A 16867-nucleotide genomic window follows, 5' to 3' on the forward strand; every position below is an offset into this window, starting at 1 on the left:
CGAGACTCTCGTTTAAAACACTTCTTCGAGAAAATGTAAGATCGTTCTTTTCGTTCTGAAATAGTGGCTAATAAAGCTAGAAAGACTGGCCAAAATTGTAATATGCCCAGTTTTAGGAATCACAGCGATATGGCTGTGATTTCCACTCTGTCTTAAAGCCCGATCCAAATCCAATGTATTCTCTTTGCCGACAAGCTGATCATTTTCAGCCATGAGCAAGTAATGTTTAATACTATTTTGATTGACGAAATAGTATGGCATCACTTCTTGATAAGAAATACTTTGATCAAAAGCATCCTCAGCTAGTGGATCACCCTTATAATCAAAATGATAAGGTCCAGCTAAACCGAAAATCGCCTTAATATTTCCTAAACACTGAATAGGGTTTGGTTTTGGGTGATAAACAGCAGACATTACATTAAATGCCCCCGCCGAATGCCCCATAAGCACAACATTTTCTGTAGAAATTTCGAGTTTGTCTTGGTTTTGATGTAAATAATTCAATGCCTGAGTCAGGTCATCAACAAAACTCGGAAAAATATTTTTAGGAGCTAATTGATAGTTGATAACTGCAACGTCATAACCTTCTTTAGCAAACGTCTCACCAATAAAAAGATAATCCCGCTTATTACCATGTTGCCAAGCACCACCATGTACAAAAACAATAAGAGGCTGATGTGCTAGTTTTTTAACAGATCGGTAAATATCCAAACGGTGACGCGGCTTTAGACCATAACGTACATTTGCGACCTGTTCAAAACCATCTTTTGGCGTAAAACGGTTTAAAGCAAAACTCCCCAAATCATAAAGGCGGAACTCTTTATAAAGAGTTCGCGCCTGTTCAATTTTACTTTGTAGTTGTTCAATCAGATTCATATATTACTGTGCATTCGAAGCTGGATCTGTTTGGTCAGGATCAATTGCAACAGGAGTTTGAACTGTTGGTTGAGCAATGACGTTATTAATAATTGGTGTAGTCGTTGCACTAGCAGTACTCGCCGCTGGCGCAGGTGCTAAATCAATGTTATCAATGAGTGTCACAATTTTGGTCACGTTGCCAACATTTTGAAGCACATTATTTAAATCATTAATTTCAGCTGTATTTAAACGGCCCATTACATATAAAACACCATCTTCGGTATGGACAAGTACTTTACTGTCCGATACAACGGGCGCTTTCATTAATAGAGCACGTGTATTTGCAGTTACACCAGCATCTTGCATGATCGTGTTATAGCTGACCTTATTACCCACGGTAATATAGTTATGTACAGCTTTTACATCACTCATGGCTTTAAGATTATCTTCTGCCAATTGTTTCAAGTATGGGTCTGGCACTTGTCCTGTTAATAAAACAGTACTATGGAAACTTTCGATATTAATACGTGATTGTTTAAAACGCTGATCAAGCTTATAGAGGTTAATATTCGCTGTACGTTTAATTGAAGAATCAATGAATACCTGACCTAAGCTACGTACACCACTATCTGTTCCGACTGGAGCTGTACCTGTTCCACCAGAAATAAAACTTGCGCAACCTGACAAACTTGCGACACAAAGCGCTGTTACAGCAATACGTTTCAACACTCCACCAGACTCCTATCAATCTCTTCTTGGCTTGATCATAAAACATCGGTTTTAATTTGCTCAAAAGAGTAATGAACTCTTAATCCAAAGTAAATGCATTTTCGATCCATTGCAGATCATAATGGAAATTTGAAAAGTCTTGCTGTACTGTTTTTGCAATTTTCTGTGGAAAATCAAAACAAATCACATCAAAACGACAATAAAAATCCTGATAAGATGGGTAGCGCTGTAAAAAACGCATCGCGGTTTTAATAATTTTCTTCTGCTTTGTTCTTGTCACCATTTCGCAAGCCTGTCCATAATTTCCTATAGTACGCGCCTTTACCTCAACAAAAACCAGTTCTTGTCCTCTTTTAACAATCAAATCCACTTCACCACGGCGTGAATGATAATTACTGGTTACCCATACATAGTTTTGCTTTTGCAACAGGTTTAAAGCCGTTTGCTCCGCCCATTTACCCAACTGCTGCGCTAATAGCATTTTTATCTTCCCCAATGAAAAGCATCTCTAGATGTTTTTATAAATAAGTTATTTCGCTAAATCCACCCGTACTTTCTGATCTAAATTGAACAAATGAAAATCAGATCATTTTGGAAAAGCAAAGGTTGGCAGACATTGTTCACGCCCAAATCATAATTTCGGGTAAACTACCCCATTTAAATTGTTTATCTGTACGGAGTAAAACCAAATGAGTGCTCAGTTATTCGTTGTAGCCACCCCAATCGGGCACTTAGATGATATGACTTTCCGTGCAATTGATATTTTAAAATCAGTTTCTATTGTAGCCGCCGAAGATACTCGTCAATCTGCACAATTATTTAAGCACTATAATATATCGACTCAACTTACTGCATGTCATGATCACAATGAAAGTAATAAAATTGAGCAGTTAGTTCAAAAATTACTTGCAGGCGATGATATTGCTTTAATTAGTGATGCGGGTACACCGCTTATTAGTGACCCTGGTTTTAAGTTAGTTCGAGCTGCTCAAGAACATGGTATTAGGGTTGTTCCCGTGCCTGGCGCATGTGCTGCGATTGCCGCTTTAAGTGCAGTAGGCCTACCGAGTGATCGTTTTAGTTTTGAAGGTTTTTTGCCATCAAAAGCTTCTCAACGTATTTCTCAATTAGAAAAAATCAAAAATGAGACTCAGACCTTAATTTTTTATGAAGCACCACATCGTATTTTAGAGTGTGTAAAAAATATGGCTGAGGTATTTGGTGAAAATCGTCCTGTAGGTTTCGCACGTGAAATTACCAAAACCTTTGAAACCATCAAAAAAATGACTTTAAAAGATTTGGTCAGTTTTATTGAAAATGATCACAATCAAGAAAAAGGCGAAATTGTTCTAGTAGTTGGCGGTGCACCAGAAAAGACAGATCTGGAACAAGAGAAATTAGATGAGCTTTTAAAGCGCTTACTTCAAGATTTATCTGTTAAAGCGGCATCTCAACTGGCTGCTGATTTAACAGGAGTTAAGAAAAAAGTTGCTTATCAACGTGCGCTTGAGTTAACACAATCTTAATCTTTTGATTAAGCACAGTGATGAATAATAAATAGCCTTCATCATCACTGTGCATGAATTTTGCATAATAATATTAAAGATAAAAATAAGAGTATTTACATGACTGTACAGCTTGGAAAACTTGGGCCGCATGAAGAGTGTGAACTAGAATTATTACTTTCAGGCGAGAAACCTATCGCTTTGTTTTATGATCTATTACCTACCGAGTTTTTAGAGCATCTCGAGCAAGGTACTTTATCTATGCTGAGTAAAGATATTGAAACCTCTTTACCTTCACCATTTTCAATTATGCTGATCTATAAAAATGCACCTTTAGCAGATTTAAATGAACTTGTGTTATGTATTGAAAAATCACTAAAGGAGACTCAACTGGAAGATCGTTTAGAGCTTGATCGTAGAATCGGACAACTTTTAGGTTACTCAACACAAGATATAGAGTTTTATATTCAGCATGTTTCAAATTTTTATGCCCGCTCACGGACTTAAATTTATCTCAAGATATGTTTTGCTGACTGAACAATCGTCTCGGTTAATACATCAAGTTGCTGCGACTGTCTTTTCCAATGGTGCCAATATAAAGGAACATCAAGTTGGGCGTCAGGCATAATATCAACAAGTGTTCCATTTTCGAGTAATGGTTGAACTTGAAGTTCAGGCACCATGCCATAGCCTAAACCTAATTGAATTGCTTTGACGAAAGCATCTGTTGCTGGAATAAAACTATAAGGATAACTTTGCATCGGTAAACCGTATCCTTTTAATAGAACCTCTGAATGCATTAAGTCTTTTTGATTAAAAATAACTGCTGGTGTTTTTCTTAATGCGTCTCTATTCACTCCAGCGCTAAACCATTTATTTACGAATTCAGCAGAAGCCAACATTTTATAACGCATTTTTCCTAGTGGTTGAGCTAAACAACCTGACATGACCTGCTCTTCTGCCGAAATACAGGCATTGACTTGTCCTGTCTCTAATAAAGTATGCGTGTGAGATTGATCATCAATTTTTAGTTCTAACACGATTTTTTCTTTAAAAAGCGTTTGCTGAATATTTGGTAAAAGCCAAGTTGCTAATGAATCTGCATTTGAAGCTAGAGCAATTTTATAAAATTCAGATTCGGATGATTTCCCCATCAAACCTTGTAATAAATTTTGCTCCATTAATCTCGTATGACGTAAATGCTGCAATAAAGTTTGCCCTGCTTGAGTGAGCACACTCGGGCGCCCCCGTATAATGAGTATTTGTCCTAAATACTTTTCTAAAGCCTGTACGCGTAACGAAACTGCAGAAGGCGTAATATATAAATGCTCTCCTCCCGCATCAAAACTTCCCAATTCTGCTACCGCCAGAAAGGCTTCACATTGTTTGCTATCTAACATATCAAACCTAAATTTTTTTTAGCCAAACCTAAATATTCTTAATTTTACTTATTTTTTAATAAAAAGTCAGATAATTCCCACATCTGATTTTTTCCACCTTATTGTTATGTTCTCTCTTAGTATATTTTTTAAAGGTTTCGGTATTGGTAGCGGGCTTATCGTAGCAATTGGAGCTCAAAATGCTTTTGTCCTAAAACAAGGACTTAAACAGCAATATGTATTTTGGTTGTGCTTAATCTGTGCTCTATCCGACTCAATTTTAATTGCCTGTGGTGTATTAGGCTTTGCCGAAATCATGACGGCATCACCTATCTTAATTACCGTAGCTAAATATTTAGGGGCAACGTTTTTATTAGTTTACGGTGCCAAAGCATTTTATGCTGCATTTAAGACTACCCAAAGTATGGACCTTGATAGCAGTCAAAAACAAACATTAACTCAAGCATTAGTGACCTGTCTTGCCTTTACTTGGCTTAATCCTCATGTTTATTTAGACACTATTGTTCTAATTGGTTCAGTTGCAACTCAGCTTGAAGACAAAGTGAGTTTTGCTTTGGGGAGCATTCTTGCCTCTTGGGTTTTCTTTTTTAGTCTGGGCTATGGTGCAAGATTATTAAAGCCACTATTTACCAATCCCAAAGCTTGGAAAATTTTAGATTTCATTATTGGTTGCGTTATGTGGAGTATCGCTATAACCCTCTTGTTTTAACGGCTTAAAATAAAAAAGGATCATATAAAAGATCCTTTTTTATTACTCTTGAGTATTACGCTTCACTGGCAACTATAACTCTTGCCTGTTTTCTTTCTTGTTGTGACTGTTTTATAACAGCATAACCAGAAGATACACCCAAGTATGCAATGACAAAGGCAACAAATAAATCGGGAAATACACTGCCTGTTCCAAATACCCCAACCGCAGCTAAAATTACAGCAATATTAGCAATTGAGTCATTTCTACTGCACAACCAAACAGAACGCATATTTGCATCCCCATCACGAAATGCATAAAGCATAAGCGCGACAGAAACGTTAGCAATTAGAGCCATTACACCAATTGCCCCCATCACCATTGGTTCGGGTGAAACACCATAAAAATACGACCAGACCACTTTCGCAATGACAAAAACACCGAAAGCCGCCATCGTTATTCCTTTAACTAATGCCGCTGTCGCACGCCAATATAAACTCATCGAAAGAACGACTAAAGATAGTGCATAGTTTGCTGCATCTCCGGCGAAGTCCAATGCATCTGCCCAAAGTGAAACAGATTGGGCCTTATAACCTCCCAATATTTCCACCACAAACATTAAGGCATTGATCACAAGTGCAATCCATAACGCTTTTCTAAAACGTGGACTCACTTTCTTTGAAGGAGAACATGTTGAAGCACAACCACATCCAGCCATTTTATTTCCTCAAAAACTCTTTTATAGTGATTAAAAACCCTCGAGTAGCTCCAGAGTCAAGTCTTATGAGTTTTTCTATTGGTCAATTATCAAAAAAAGCGGATATTCCAATTGATACGATCCGTTATTACGAAAAAGTAGGTGTGCTGGACCGTATTCAGCGCTCAGAAAATAATTATCGTGTTTACACCGAACAAACACTTGCAGACCTTTTATTTATTAAGCATTGCCGTGAATTAAATATTTCACTGAGTGATATTAAAACGTTAAAAGAAATGAAAACTCAGCCTAAACAGGCCTGCACAGAAATTGATAATTTAGTCGATAAATACTTAAAAGAAGTATCAGAAAAAATCGAACGATTATTACTTTTAAAAGAATCTTTGACTGATTTAAAACAGCACTGCTCTACCAATCGAACAGTAGATGAATGCGGGATCTTGAGAGAGCTTCAGAACGCACCTTAAAAATAAAAAAAGCATCACTCATGTGATGCTTTTTAGGATTAATGGTCGCTATGTTCATCTGGAGGAACTTCGGTAATTCTCCCCCCTCGAGCTAAAAATGCGGCAACTTCATCTTCCAGCGCTTGGCGCTGTTTTTGCTTGGCAGTCACAGTCAGTGTTTCTGCCTCAGCAATATCAGTATCATTAATACTGCTTGCTTCTTCATCAGCTGCACCGCTTTCAGCTGCCTTCGCTTCATCTTCATCTACAGCAGAATCTTCTGCATCTTCATAATCATTGATATCTGACATTTTTCACTCCCCAGAATGATTTCTATTGCATCATCGCTATGGTCCCAAGACCTCAGAAATTTAGCAATCTCTTTGCATTTAGCAAAGAGCCAAATTGGTCAAATGTGTATCTTTTTCAACCCAATTGGTAATGATATATAAATGATTGCTTAAAAAATATCTACTGATATTTATTTAGACCAGTAGAGCATAAACTTCGTAATTATTTTAACGACTATACTGGGTGTTTTGTAAAGACCCTAAACCGTTTGCTTGTTGCATAAAACTCTCTTTTAAGAAGGAAATTTGTTCAACTTGCTTGAGTCCCACATTCCGAGCCCAGATAAATGGAAATAGCTCACTACTTTCCAACCAGCCAATTGCCGACATGCTATGCATCATTGCATCATTTTGGCCTTTACGGCGATGCTCATAACGCAACAATGTCTGTTCATTTGCCCATACGCCACGCGCTAAATCATGTAGTAATGCATCACAGAGTACAGCCGCATCTAAACAACCAATATTTACCCCTTGTCCAGCAAGTGGATGAATCACATGTGCAGCATCCCCAATTAAAGCTAAACCAGCTTTCACATACTGTTTTGCGGCGCGCGCTTTGAGCGGGAATTGGGCTCTTGAACGTACATCTAACACTTCACCCAACATATGTTGGCTTTCACGAGTTAAAAGCTGCATAAATTCATGATCGGTTAAAGCAGAATATTCATCGGCATAATCATCAGGTAGTGTCCAGACAATTGACTGCCAGTAGCCATTTTCACTTTCTTCAAGACTAGCCATCGGTAAATAGGCTAAAGGCCCTGTAGGTAAGAAAATTTGACGAGCAACATGATTGTGAGGTTTAGATGTTTTAATAGCACAACTAATCGCTGCTTGCTTGTAATCTAAGACATCTAGGTCAATAAAGGCCTGTTCTCGTACAAATGAATTGGCACCATCTGCACCAATCAGCAGTTTTGTTTTAAGTGTCGTACCATCTGCCAATTGAATATGCCAACAACCAACACCCTGCTCAATGCGAGTCACACGAACTTGAGTACGATAGTCTGTTAACTGCTCAAGCATTTTTTGTTGAATAGCAACATTCAACACACTTGGCTCAACCATAGAACCCAAGGTCTGTTCTGGCATTGGTCTTTGTACGGACTCGTGACCAAAATTAATTTCACCATAGCCATTCAGATTCCACACTTGCATGCCTGTATATGGCATTTGACGTGCTAGATCATCCCAAACATTGACAGTTTTAAGTAAATGAATGGTCGCTTGGCTGAGTGCTAAAACACGCGGGTTCATCACACTTAGTGTTTTTTCAACATCCAGTACAGGAGCAGCATCAAGCACAGTAGGCTGTACACCACCTTGGGCAAGTAATAAAGCTGTTAAACCACCAACCAGTCCACCACCAACAATGACAACATCTAGTACTTCACTCATGCTTTTAGCCCCATTGCATAGTTCGCTACCAGTGGTTTAACTCCCGGAATGACATCGAATGCAATTAATCCCGTATTACGAATTAATTTTAATAATGGATTTTGATTACTAAAACCACGAACCACGGTGTCACAGAACTTAATGACTCGTTGTTGATCTGACAAACGAGCTTGTTCATAAGCCAGTAAATTATCTGGGTTACCAATATCATCAGAAGTAGTTAGCTGGTTCACTAAGTAACGCACTAAAACATCCGCATCACGTAGACATAGGTTAAAGCCCTGTCCTGCAACAGGATGGATTGTATGCGCCGCATTCCCCATTAAAATAACGCGTCCGACTGCTTGTTTATGTGCAAGCACTTGTGAAAGCGGATAACTAAAGCGTTTACCCGTCTTTTCAAATTTACCCGCTCTGTCACCATAAGTTTTTTGCAAAGCATCTAAAAAGTGTTGGTCGTTTTCTTCACCTAACCACTCACCTTCAGTGCCTTTTTTAACAGGCCATACAACCGAACGGCGATATTCGCCCGGTAAAGGCAATAAAGCTAAAGGGCCTAATGCACTAAAACGCTCAAAACCGACTTGATCATGTGGTTTTGAAGTCTGAACGGTAGTGACAATTGCAACCTGATCATAATCATGAACATCTACACCAACGCCGATAGCCTGACGACAGAAAGAGTCACGCCCATCTGCGGCGATTAATAGTTTTGACTCAAGTTTTAAAAGGTCATCACCACGCTTGGCCTCAATATGTACTTGCTCAGCATCTTGAGTTAAAGCAGTCACTTGAACACCATCAATCAGCTCAATCAAAGGCTGCTGACGTACTTGAGTCAATAAAACACGCCCCAACCAAGCATTTTCAATCACCTGCCCAAAGCTTTCGACTTTTTCTTGTTCTGCAATTAATCGTGCCTTACCAAAACTGCCTTGTTCAGTAATGTGAACTTGTAGAATTGGAGTCGCGTGCTGCTGTAATGCATCCCATAACCCCAGCTTCTGATAAATCTGGACGCTACGACGCGATAAAGCCGTATTACGCGCATCGAAACTGGAATGATAAGGGGCAACATTTTGATCATCATAGTTTGGGTATTTCACAGCTTCTAACAGCTTTACTGCAATATTTGCCTTCGCCAGCATGAGTGAAAGGCTAAGTCCAACCATTCCCCCACCTACAATAATCACTTGTTGTTGCATCGAGTTGTGCTCCTTTGGCGAATACGTTTAATTATGATTTAGCTTGCGCCATTAAATGTTCAATATCTGCAATATTTTTAACTACATCAGCAGTTAAAACTCGCGGACCTTTTGATGTTGCGACTACATCATCTTCAATACGAATACCAATACCACGCCATTTTTTATCTACAGTTTCATCGTCTGGTGCAATGTATAGCCCTGGTTCAACGGTAACGACCATACCTTCTTCATATTGACGCCAGTCTTCACCTTTTTTGTAAGACCCGACATCATGTACATCCATTCCTAACCAATGGCCTGTACCATGCATATAAAACTGACGGTATGCTTCGGTTTCGATAAGTTCGTTAATATCACCTTTGAGCAAACCTAACTCAATTAGGCCTTCGGTTAAAATTTTAACGGCTACTTCATGAGGCTCACGGTACGAATTACCAATGCGTACTGCATCAATCGCCGCATATTGAGAAGCCAATACAACTTCATATAATGCTTTTTGTTCAGCACTAAACTTACCATTGACCGGAAAAGTACGGGTAATATCTGACGCATAGAACTCATATTCGCATGCAGCGTCAATTAAGACTAAATCACCGTCTTTAAGAGGTTGGTTATTTTCAACGTAGTGTAAAATGCAGGCATTAGACCCGCCACCAACAATACTGTTATAAGATGGGACACAGCCGTTTTGCCCAAATATATAATTGAGCTCGGCTTCAAGCGCATATTCCATCATATCTGGCCGCACCATCTGCATCGCACGAGTATGTGCCTGAGCACTAATTTTTGAAGCAGTTTGCATCAGCTCAAGTTCTTGTGGTGACTTGATTAAACGCATTTCATCAACAATACGGTCGAGCTGTACCAGTTGAGCTGGAGCACCTTGATGTCGATGCTCAGCATCTGCTTTTTTAATCCACTGGCTCACTCGTGCATCAAACGCAGCATTTTGCCCAATCCGATAATAAAGGCGTTCTTTATTTAATAACTTTTCAATAATTTCTTCATCAAGCAGGTCAATTGCATAAGCTTCATCTGCATCATAGTCTTCGATTGCACCGTCAATTCCGGCACGGTAACCATTCCAGATTTCCATCTCGCGGTTACGTTCACGGCAAAAAAGACTATAGCTATAGTCAGTTACATCCTCAAAAGTTTCAATAACCGCAACTGCTTCAGGCTCAGCAAAGCCCGTCAAATAGAAAAAACTACTATCGGCACGGAATTTATAATCCGCATCACGATTACGGTACATCTCCTCACGCGTTGCAATAATTGCAATACTGTTAGGACCCATTTTTTCTGCTAAACGGTCTCTACGATGTTGAAAATCAACTTGAGGCAATTTCATAATGATCTACTTGATTTAGAATTTTAAAGTCAAAAAATAAAATACAACCAATAACACATCGCCTCAATTAGCTTGGACGATGTGGTGTGAACATTTCTACAATATTCTGATCTGTACCTAGAGCCGCAGTTTTACTTTTTGCATGAAAGTTTTTCAATAATGAACTTTCAGCTACAGTGATTTTTTTTCTGCCAATAGACAAGCTCACAGGGATTAAGCGTACAAATTCATACAATTCTTCGTAACTGCTTTCACCTTCCTCATCATTGTCAGAATCTTCAAATTCAACTGCTGCAACATCTTGAAGGTGTTCAATCAATTCACGCTCATCACTACGAACATGACCCGATGCCAAACCAAAACCTAACACAACACCCGCACACCAATCAGATAATGCTTGCACACGCTCTTGAAGTAGATGTTCATCATCTGGAAGCATTGGTAGATAATCTAATTCATCTTCAGATAAAGCATGAACCACATCTTCTGCTTCGTCAGTCAAAAGCGCTAAAGCATCTTCACTTAACTCTGGCACATTAAGGGTTGTTAAAATTTGTGACCATTCTTCACGCGTAGGCGCTTCTGTCACACAAACAATACCTGTTAACAGACCATGTAACTCACTAGGGCTTGAAATTTCTTCAATTCCTTCAAAATGAGCGTTCCAATCTGTCCAGCCTGAAATATCGTCTTGCATTCGTTTATCCAATCTCTATACTTTGTATATATTACCTTTGATTGCAATTCTGTGCGACCTCGTTATGTTAGAACAATTACAGCGGCTACAAGCGCATATTAGCGTTTTAAAAACACGCTTACATCATTTAGAGAGTGAACATGCGGCACTCTCGGAAGCTAAAGAACTGGCTGAAACAGAGCATCACGCACAAGTTGTGCAAAAAAATAGTATTATCACTAAAAAACAAGAGGAAATTGAGTCGGTAACTGAGCAACTTTCTCAGTTAAAAGGCCAATTTCAACAATTGAATCAAGATGCTAACACACTTGCCGAACGTTATAGCCGATTAGAAAAAAGTACGACTGATTTAAAAAATCGTTTTCAAGAAATTCTTGCAGAACGAAATGAATTACGTGTTGCAAAAGAGAAGTTACAAGCCCACCAGCGTCAAACCCAACAAGAGCTGCATGATTTACAACAAGATCGTGACCGTTTGTTACAAAAAAATGAGCTTGCCAAATCAAAAGTTGAAGCCATTATTCAGCGTTTAGGAATTTTAGGCACTGCTCAAGATCAACACGCTCAAGAAATCCAGCAACTTGCCCATCCTAATGCTGAAACTGGTGAGGAGATCCAATCATGAGTGAACAAGTCATGGTAGAGCTTAGGCTGATTGAGCAAACTTTTAGACTCGCGACTACCTCAGATAAAAAAGATGAACTTGAACGCGCTGCACAACTTCTCAATGAGAAATTTAATGACATGCGCCGTAGTGCCCCACGTGTTGAGCACAACAAACTAGTCATTATGGTCGCTCTACAGTTAACTCAAGAAGTGCTGAGTCTTAATAAATCTTTGCAGGAATACACTCACTGTGAACGCCTACTGCAAACGATTTTAGAAGATGTGGAACAGGTTATTTAACAAGCTTTGATTACCACAAAATGCCTTGCTCTATAAATCATAGATGCAAGGCATTTTTATTTTTGACTATCCATTACGGTTGAATATCGTTTTATCCACGTTCAATGTACAAAGCTTCATCAAACGCAAACTAAGTTTACAGTTCCATAGACTCAAGTGATTGCCAACATAGTCAGATCGGTTATACTTAAGCTATCTCTGGGATGTTCGCCAGCGGGTCTATTCCCCTGCCGATACTTAAACTTATGGATTGCGTTCTGTATATTTAGAGTGTATGCCTACCTTCGAGTAGGAAACCCAGCAAGTATACGTCGCGTCCACCTTGAACTCATCGGGTTCAGGGTAACGACACATGCAGCGGCATCTTCGGAGCATTTATTTTATTATAAAAACAACAAGTTAAGACAAGAAAGATCAATTTTAAAACTTATTATTTTTCAGTAAAACAATCAAAAATAGGCTTATAGTAGGCTTCAAAAATATTGTGTTATATTGCTGTATATCGTTTCACACCTTTTAAGTCACCATGAGCCAAAGATATAAGCTTAATAAAACATTTATCGACAGTATCCCCCTCGAAGAAAGCGGAAGTAAATTTTATCGTGACTCAGTTACTATTGGTTTTGGCGTAATTGCAACTAAGTCGAAAACCTATTTTGTTGAAACGAGAATGCCTGACGGTCGAAACAAAAGGAAGTCAATTGGCAAACATGGCGTATATACTCTTGAGCAAGCACGTACTGAAGCTAAAAAAATATTGTTAATGATGCATCAGGGTATTGATCCAGTTGCTCAAAAAAGACAATTAAAGAATGACTTTAAATCCGAAAAAGAAGCAAATGAATTAATCCCAACGCTTGAACAAGCCTATGAAGTCTACAAAAGTAAAAAAAAGCTAAGCGCTAATACAATTGATGCTTATGACCGATGTGCCAATGATTATTTTAAAGATTGGAAAAACATCAAAATTACTGAGATTTCTCAGAAAATGACTTTAAACAAGCATATGGATTTATCTGAGCGAAGTTTAGCGCAGGCAAATCTTGCAATGAAGTTTTTATCAGCTGTCTACAACTTCAATGCCTCAATTCTATATAACGATAATGATGAAAAAATCATCACAGAAAAAAGCCCTGTTGGGATTATTTATAAGGAAAAAAAATGGAACAAGATAAAACGCCGTAAAGGGTATATTCGAGCAGACCAGATACATGATTGGTCACTTGCTGTGTGTACAACTTGGTGGGCAGGCAACCAAAATTTAAACCATCGTGCATACACAAATCAGGACTTCTTACTCCTATTGATCCTAACTGGATTCAGACGAGAAGAAGGTGAAACACTGGAATGGGCAAATGTTGACTTAAAATATGGAACTATAAAAATTCAGGATCCGAAAAATCATGAAGATCTTCTCCTACCGATGGGAGAAATGCTGTGGTATATTTTGGCTGAACGAAAAAAACTTGCTGGCAATAATAAATACGTTTTCGCAGGTGAAACGCTTGATTCACATATTGTTGATAAGCGTGAGGCTCGTCATACGATAACTGAAGCAACTGGTATTCAATTTACTTTTCATGACTTGCGGAGAACCTTCGGAACAATCGCAAATAGTCTAGCAATTGGTAGTTATACAATTAAAAAACTGATTAATCACATGGTTGGTGATGATGATAACGATGTAACCGATGGATATGTCCAAGTGACATTTGATGATCTTCGCAAAGCTATGAATATGATTGAAAACGTTGTGTTATCTGATATTTCAAAAGCTTTAATCAAAAACAGAATCTACTTTGAACAAAAATTAATAAGGAATATGAGAGAAAAATGGGTTGAGCATAACAATATTATTATAAGCAGATATCATGAATAGTTAGGCTAGTTAATATAGATCTAAATAATTAATCACTTACTAAAAAATTGAGAATTTGCAAATGAAAGATTGGGTTTACTTTTATATCGAGCACACAATTAAATATGGTGAACCATTCTATAAAGAGATGGGCTGGTCATTAGGTTTACAAAATAATTATATAGTTATTAGCGTGATATGGAGTTAGACAAACAGAAATAATGTAATTTTAGAAAGGTCATGTAGATAATTAGCTACAATAATATTTATTTAAAATTTAAAGGACATTATGAAAGATAATTCTTCTAGTTTTGTGCACTTTGCAAAAAAGATATCTAGCTTAAGGTATCTTGTATATTCCTTTACTGTCTTCTTTTTTATTATTTTAATTAATTTAATGATCCATCCCTTGGATAATAATAATACTTTGCATTGGGGTAACTTACATTTAAAGTTCGAACCTATTAATCTTGGCGATTTTGGAGGCTTTCTTTCTGGTATTTTTGCTCCATTAGCATTTTTATGGCTTATGCTTAATATGAAGCAACAAGATAAAAATCTTGAGATTGCTGAAAGACAATTAAGTGTTTTGTTGCAAGAAAAGGAGAATAGAAGAAAAGCCTTAAAAGCTACTATAAAAAATACTAATGTCATTTATGAAAATAATCCTTTCCCAGATGAAAACGATTATGATGAGTTTATAATTAACTTCAAATCAGATATTAAACTTATTGATTGTTATCTTGAACCTTTTAATGAATCCTCACCTTTTATTTATTTGGCGGCACGTAGAAAAAATCAAATATTTATTACTACAAGTAAAAAAAATATTGATATCGATCAAGAGTTTTCAATTATGTTAAAAGTTAAACTTTCATCAATAGATACCCTCAATCAACAAGTTAATGACCGAATTAAATTTATTTATCTAGATCAAGAGGGATATGAACAATCTAATGAAATTTTATTTGTATATTCAGTAACAAATTTAGAAAATTCCAGCCCTAAAAAGCGCGGTATTTTATTCGCTTTACCTACTTAAGGTATTTAAATTATGTGCTCAAACTATGAACCAATCGCAAAAGATAGAATTCACTTGCTGGACCTGTTTGAGCCAACATTTGAATATAAATCTCACATATACCCTAATTATAAAGCTCCCCTTCTATTTTCTAAAAAAGATGAAATGGAATGGCGTTTAGCCAGATTTGGATTAGTAGCCCCTTGGGTCAAAGAACTTAAAAAGGTACACAACACTTACAACGCAAGAACTGAGACAGTTCACGAAAAACCTAGCTTCCGTAATGCTTGGAAGAAAAACCAATTCTGCTTAATTCCTGCTGATGTGATTTTTGAACCGAAGTACATAAACAATAAGCCAGAATGGTGGGGGATTTATAGGAAAGATGATATGCCTTTTACAATTGCCGGTATTTATGAATATGCGGTAGTGAACGGCGAAGAAATCAGATCTATGAGCATGCTCACAATTAATTCTGATAACCACCCTTTCATGAATCAATTTCATGCGCCGACCGATGAGAAGCGCTCTATCATCGTTATTCCACCCGAGCTAAGGAATGACTGGCTACACTGTAAACATGAAGAAGCTAAGGAGTTTTTCTTAGATATGCCTATTGATGAGTTCACAGCTCAACCAAAAAACAAATTAAAATATGCTGACTAAATTCTTATAAAAAAATAACTGCCATTCTCGACAGTTATTTTAAATATTATTAATCATCATTATCAAATAACAGTTGAATTATTATTGCGACTAATGAAAAGATAACTGTTATTCCAAATTTACCATAACTTCGCCCAAACCATTTTTGTTCATTTTGATTACTAACATTTTCCTCGTTAAAGCCTATCCAATCCAACCAGTTATATGTGATTGGTTTAAATGAATAAAACTCTAAAAGAGGATAAAAACAGAAACTTAATAAAATACCGAAAAATAGATAAAACCAGATTTTTGGATATCCCATATCATCATAAAATTTGTATAAAAAATAACAACATACTGACCAAGCCACTAATAAAAATAAAGTATAAAAGGCTGTTTTTAAATCAAATCCAAACTTTATACTAAAATAAAAAATTACTGCTGCTGTTATGATTAATAAATATGAAAAAATTCTCATAAAAAAATAAATCCATTGTAAGAGTTAAAATAACCAAATCAATACTAGCCAAATTTTATATAATATTAAAACCACCTGTTTGTAACTAGATATTTCAAAATAATAACCCTTTTTTTTAAACATTATCGGTCTACAAACAAAAGACTAACCTGTCTAACATTATAATAATTATTATCAATAACAAAATATAATAGATTATAATTGTTATTATAAAATTCTATTTTATATAAAATAAAGTGCAATAAAAACAATATGTTAAAAATAAAAACGATATTATTTATTAATTATTTTATTAGTATTTAGTGTTACAATAGTTAAACTTTCAAAAAATTTTAAAGAAAAAATCATTAATAAAAAATGTATTATATACCGCATATTAACAATAGTATTTTTTAAAATAATTTTTTTAGTGATACAAAAGCGAAATATTTTTCAATTCCATATGTTCACTTTCTGACCAACGGTATGATTAAGCACGTCAGTTTGTGACTTCTACTTGTTTATCCACAAGTTTTTAAATTTGAAATTTAACTAAGCTCTAGCATATCATCTTGAATATGTTACAAATTCAAGTTAGGGGATATTCTATGAGCGAAATTGCACCA

The 16867-nt window shown here is 36.7% G+C and carries 20 protein-coding genes and 1 other RNA gene; 10 read left to right on the forward strand and 11 right to left on the reverse strand.

Features of this window, described 5'->3' with window-relative positions; genetic code table 11:
• Positions 1-12: 12 nt before the first annotated feature.
• The 3 genes from J536_RS21145 to J536_RS21155 form a co-directional block, all read right to left on the reverse strand.
• Positions 13-876: an alpha/beta hydrolase gene (locus J536_RS21145; protein WP_002117650.1), complete on the reverse strand. Its 864-nt coding sequence runs from the start codon at positions 874-876 to the stop codon at positions 13-15.
• 3 nt (positions 877-879) lie between these two features.
• Complete coding sequence (locus J536_RS21150) at positions 880-1587, reverse strand: BON domain-containing protein (RefSeq protein WP_032056814.1); 708 nt, start codon at positions 1585-1587, stop codon at positions 880-882.
• Between the two features lie 79 nt (positions 1588-1666).
• Positions 1667-2068: a YraN family protein gene (locus tag J536_RS21155; protein WP_005070523.1), complete on the reverse strand. Its 402-nt coding sequence runs from the start codon at positions 2066-2068 to the stop codon at positions 1667-1669.
• 208 nt (positions 2069-2276) lie between these two features.
• Between J536_RS21155 and rsmI the strand changes: the two genes are divergently transcribed.
• Both rsmI and J536_RS21165 read left to right on the forward strand, forming a co-directional pair.
• Positions 2277-3113 carry a 16S rRNA (cytidine(1402)-2'-O)-methyltransferase gene (rsmI, locus tag J536_RS21160; RefSeq protein ID WP_032056816.1) on the forward strand — a complete coding sequence of 279 codons (837 nt, stop codon included), beginning with the start codon at positions 2277-2279 and terminating at the stop codon, positions 3111-3113.
• Between the two features lie 99 nt (positions 3114-3212).
• Positions 3213-3599 carry a hypothetical protein gene (locus tag J536_RS21165; RefSeq protein ID WP_032056817.1) on the forward strand — a complete coding sequence of 129 codons (387 nt, stop codon included), beginning with the start codon at positions 3213-3215 and terminating at the stop codon, positions 3597-3599.
• Between the two features lie 2 nt (positions 3600-3601).
• Here J536_RS21165 and J536_RS21170 read toward each other — a convergent pair whose 3' ends face one another.
• Positions 3602-4492, reverse strand: a complete 891-nt coding sequence (locus J536_RS21170; RefSeq protein WP_032063869.1) for a LysR family transcriptional regulator ArgP — start codon at positions 4490-4492, stop codon at positions 3602-3604.
• 106 nt (positions 4493-4598) lie between these two features.
• Between J536_RS21170 and J536_RS21175 the strand changes: the two genes are divergently transcribed.
• Positions 4599-5201, forward strand: coding sequence for a LysE/ArgO family amino acid transporter (locus J536_RS21175; protein WP_002117603.1), 603 nt, complete (start codon positions 4599-4601; stop codon positions 5199-5201).
• 55 nt (positions 5202-5256) lie between these two features.
• Here the strand turns inward: J536_RS21175 and J536_RS21180 are convergent, their stop codons facing one another.
• Positions 5257-5898, reverse strand: coding sequence for a cation transporter (locus tag J536_RS21180; protein WP_005075543.1), 642 nt, complete (start codon positions 5896-5898; stop codon positions 5257-5259).
• Between the two features lie 65 nt (positions 5899-5963).
• On the opposite strand from J536_RS21180, the gene J536_RS21185 reads away from it, so the two are divergent.
• Positions 5964-6365 carry a MerR family transcriptional regulator gene (locus J536_RS21185; RefSeq protein WP_032056819.1) on the forward strand — a complete coding sequence of 134 codons (402 nt, stop codon included), beginning with the start codon at positions 5964-5966 and terminating at the stop codon, positions 6363-6365.
• A 38-nt stretch (positions 6366-6403) separates the two neighbouring features.
• On the opposite strand, the gene J536_RS21190 is transcribed toward J536_RS21185, so the two are convergent.
• From J536_RS21190 to J536_RS21210, 5 genes are all read right to left on the reverse strand, one after another.
• Entirely contained in the window at positions 6404-6655 is a 252-nt protein-coding gene (locus J536_RS21190) for a hypothetical protein (RefSeq protein WP_002117665.1), read from the reverse strand.
• 207 nt (positions 6656-6862) lie between these two features.
• Positions 6863-8095: an FAD-dependent monooxygenase gene (locus tag J536_RS21195; protein WP_032056820.1), complete on the reverse strand. Its 1233-nt coding sequence runs from the start codon at positions 8093-8095 to the stop codon at positions 6863-6865.
• Positions 8092-9300: a 2-octaprenyl-6-methoxyphenyl hydroxylase gene (gene ubiH, locus J536_RS21200; protein ID WP_032063870.1), complete on the reverse strand. Its 1209-nt coding sequence runs from the start codon at positions 9298-9300 to the stop codon at positions 8092-8094. The genes J536_RS21195 and ubiH overlap by 4 nt, the downstream gene beginning before the upstream one ends.
• A gap of 31 nt (positions 9301-9331) precedes the next feature.
• A complete protein-coding gene (pepP, locus tag J536_RS21205) occupies positions 9332-10654 on the reverse strand; it encodes a Xaa-Pro aminopeptidase (RefSeq protein WP_032063871.1) in 1323 nt (440 codons plus the stop codon).
• Positions 10655-10721: 67 nt separating this feature from the next.
• Positions 10722-11351, reverse strand: coding sequence for a UPF0149 family protein (locus J536_RS21210; protein ID WP_002117501.1), 630 nt, complete (start codon positions 11349-11351; stop codon positions 10722-10724).
• A 64-nt stretch (positions 11352-11415) separates the two neighbouring features.
• Between J536_RS21210 and J536_RS21215 the strand changes: the two genes are divergently transcribed.
• The 6 genes from J536_RS21215 (at position 11416) to J536_RS21235 (ending at position 15802) form a co-directional block, all read left to right on the forward strand.
• Positions 11416-11976 carry a hypothetical protein gene (locus J536_RS21215; RefSeq protein ID WP_002117619.1) on the forward strand — a complete coding sequence of 187 codons (561 nt, stop codon included), beginning with the start codon at positions 11416-11418 and terminating at the stop codon, positions 11974-11976.
• Entirely contained in the window at positions 11973-12257 is a 285-nt protein-coding gene (locus J536_RS21220; RefSeq protein WP_005070547.1) for a cell division protein ZapA, read from the forward strand. The genes J536_RS21215 and J536_RS21220 overlap by 4 nt, the downstream gene beginning before the upstream one ends.
• 192 nt (positions 12258-12449) lie before the next feature.
• Positions 12450-12634, forward strand: a non-coding RNA gene (gene ssrS, locus J536_RS24875) — 6S RNA.
• Between the two features lie 149 nt (positions 12635-12783).
• Complete coding sequence (locus J536_RS21225; RefSeq protein WP_032063872.1) at positions 12784-14136, forward strand: tyrosine-type recombinase/integrase; 1353 nt, start codon at positions 12784-12786, stop codon at positions 14134-14136.
• Positions 14137-14404: 268 nt separating this feature from the next.
• Entirely contained in the window at positions 14405-15157 is a 753-nt protein-coding gene (locus J536_RS21230) for a hypothetical protein (RefSeq protein ID WP_155758157.1), read from the forward strand.
• 12 nt (positions 15158-15169) lie between these two features.
• A complete protein-coding gene (locus tag J536_RS21235; RefSeq protein ID WP_032063875.1) occupies positions 15170-15802 on the forward strand; it encodes an SOS response-associated peptidase in 633 nt (210 codons plus the stop codon).
• Between the two features lie 49 nt (positions 15803-15851).
• Here the strand turns inward: J536_RS21235 and J536_RS21240 are convergent, their stop codons facing one another.
• Positions 15852-16262, reverse strand: a complete 411-nt coding sequence (locus J536_RS21240; RefSeq protein ID WP_032063876.1) for a hypothetical protein — start codon at positions 16260-16262, stop codon at positions 15852-15854.
• Positions 16263-16867 lie beyond the last annotated feature (605 nt).

Origin of the sequence: Acinetobacter sp. 809848 (assembly GCF_000581275.1) — a bacterium.
GTDB lineage: Bacteria > Pseudomonadota > Gammaproteobacteria > Pseudomonadales > Moraxellaceae > Acinetobacter > Acinetobacter pittii.

Coding starts and splice junctions, on each gene's coding strand:
- J536_RS21145 (WP_002117650.1), bottom strand. CDS start 876: ATGAATCTGATTGAACAACTACAAAGTAAAATTGAACAGGCGCGAACT.
- J536_RS21155 (WP_005070523.1), bottom strand. CDS start 2,068: ATGCTATTAGCGCAGCAGTTGGGTAAATGGGCGGAGCAAACGGCTTTA.
- rsmI (WP_032056816.1), top strand. CDS start 2,277: ATGAGTGCTCAGTTATTCGTTGTAGCCACCCCAATCGGGCACTTAGAT.
- J536_RS21165 (WP_032056817.1), top strand. CDS start 3,213: ATGACTGTACAGCTTGGAAAACTTGGGCCGCATGAAGAGTGTGAACTA.
- J536_RS21170 (WP_032063869.1), bottom strand. CDS start 4,492: ATGTTAGATAGCAAACAATGTGAAGCCTTTCTGGCGGTAGCAGAATTG.
- J536_RS21175 (WP_002117603.1), top strand. CDS start 4,599: ATGTTCTCTCTTAGTATATTTTTTAAAGGTTTCGGTATTGGTAGCGGG.
- J536_RS21180 (WP_005075543.1), bottom strand. CDS start 5,898: ATGGCTGGATGTGGTTGTGCTTCAACATGTTCTCCTTCAAAGAAAGTG.
- J536_RS21185 (WP_032056819.1), top strand. CDS start 5,964: ATGAGTTTTTCTATTGGTCAATTATCAAAAAAAGCGGATATTCCAATT.
- J536_RS21190 (WP_002117665.1), bottom strand. CDS start 6,655: ATGTCAGATATCAATGATTATGAAGATGCAGAAGATTCTGCTGTAGAT.
- J536_RS21195 (WP_032056820.1), bottom strand. CDS start 8,095: ATGAGTGAAGTACTAGATGTTGTCATTGTTGGTGGTGGACTGGTTGGT.
- ubiH (WP_032063870.1), bottom strand. CDS start 9,300: ATGCAACAACAAGTGATTATTGTAGGTGGGGGAATGGTTGGACTTAGC.
- pepP (WP_032063871.1), bottom strand. CDS start 10,654: ATGAAATTGCCTCAAGTTGATTTTCAACATCGTAGAGACCGTTTAGCA.
- J536_RS21210 (WP_002117501.1), bottom strand. CDS start 11,351: ATGCAAGACGATATTTCAGGCTGGACAGATTGGAACGCTCATTTTGAA.
- J536_RS21215 (WP_002117619.1), top strand. CDS start 11,416: ATGTTAGAACAATTACAGCGGCTACAAGCGCATATTAGCGTTTTAAAA.
- J536_RS21220 (WP_005070547.1), top strand. CDS start 11,973: ATGAGTGAACAAGTCATGGTAGAGCTTAGGCTGATTGAGCAAACTTTT.
- J536_RS21225 (WP_032063872.1), top strand. CDS start 12,784: ATGAGCCAAAGATATAAGCTTAATAAAACATTTATCGACAGTATCCCC.
- J536_RS21230 (WP_155758157.1), top strand. CDS start 14,405: ATGAAAGATAATTCTTCTAGTTTTGTGCACTTTGCAAAAAAGATATCT.
- J536_RS21235 (WP_032063875.1), top strand. CDS start 15,170: ATGTGCTCAAACTATGAACCAATCGCAAAAGATAGAATTCACTTGCTG.
- J536_RS21240 (WP_032063876.1), bottom strand. CDS start 16,262: ATGAGAATTTTTTCATATTTATTAATCATAACAGCAGCAGTAATTTTT.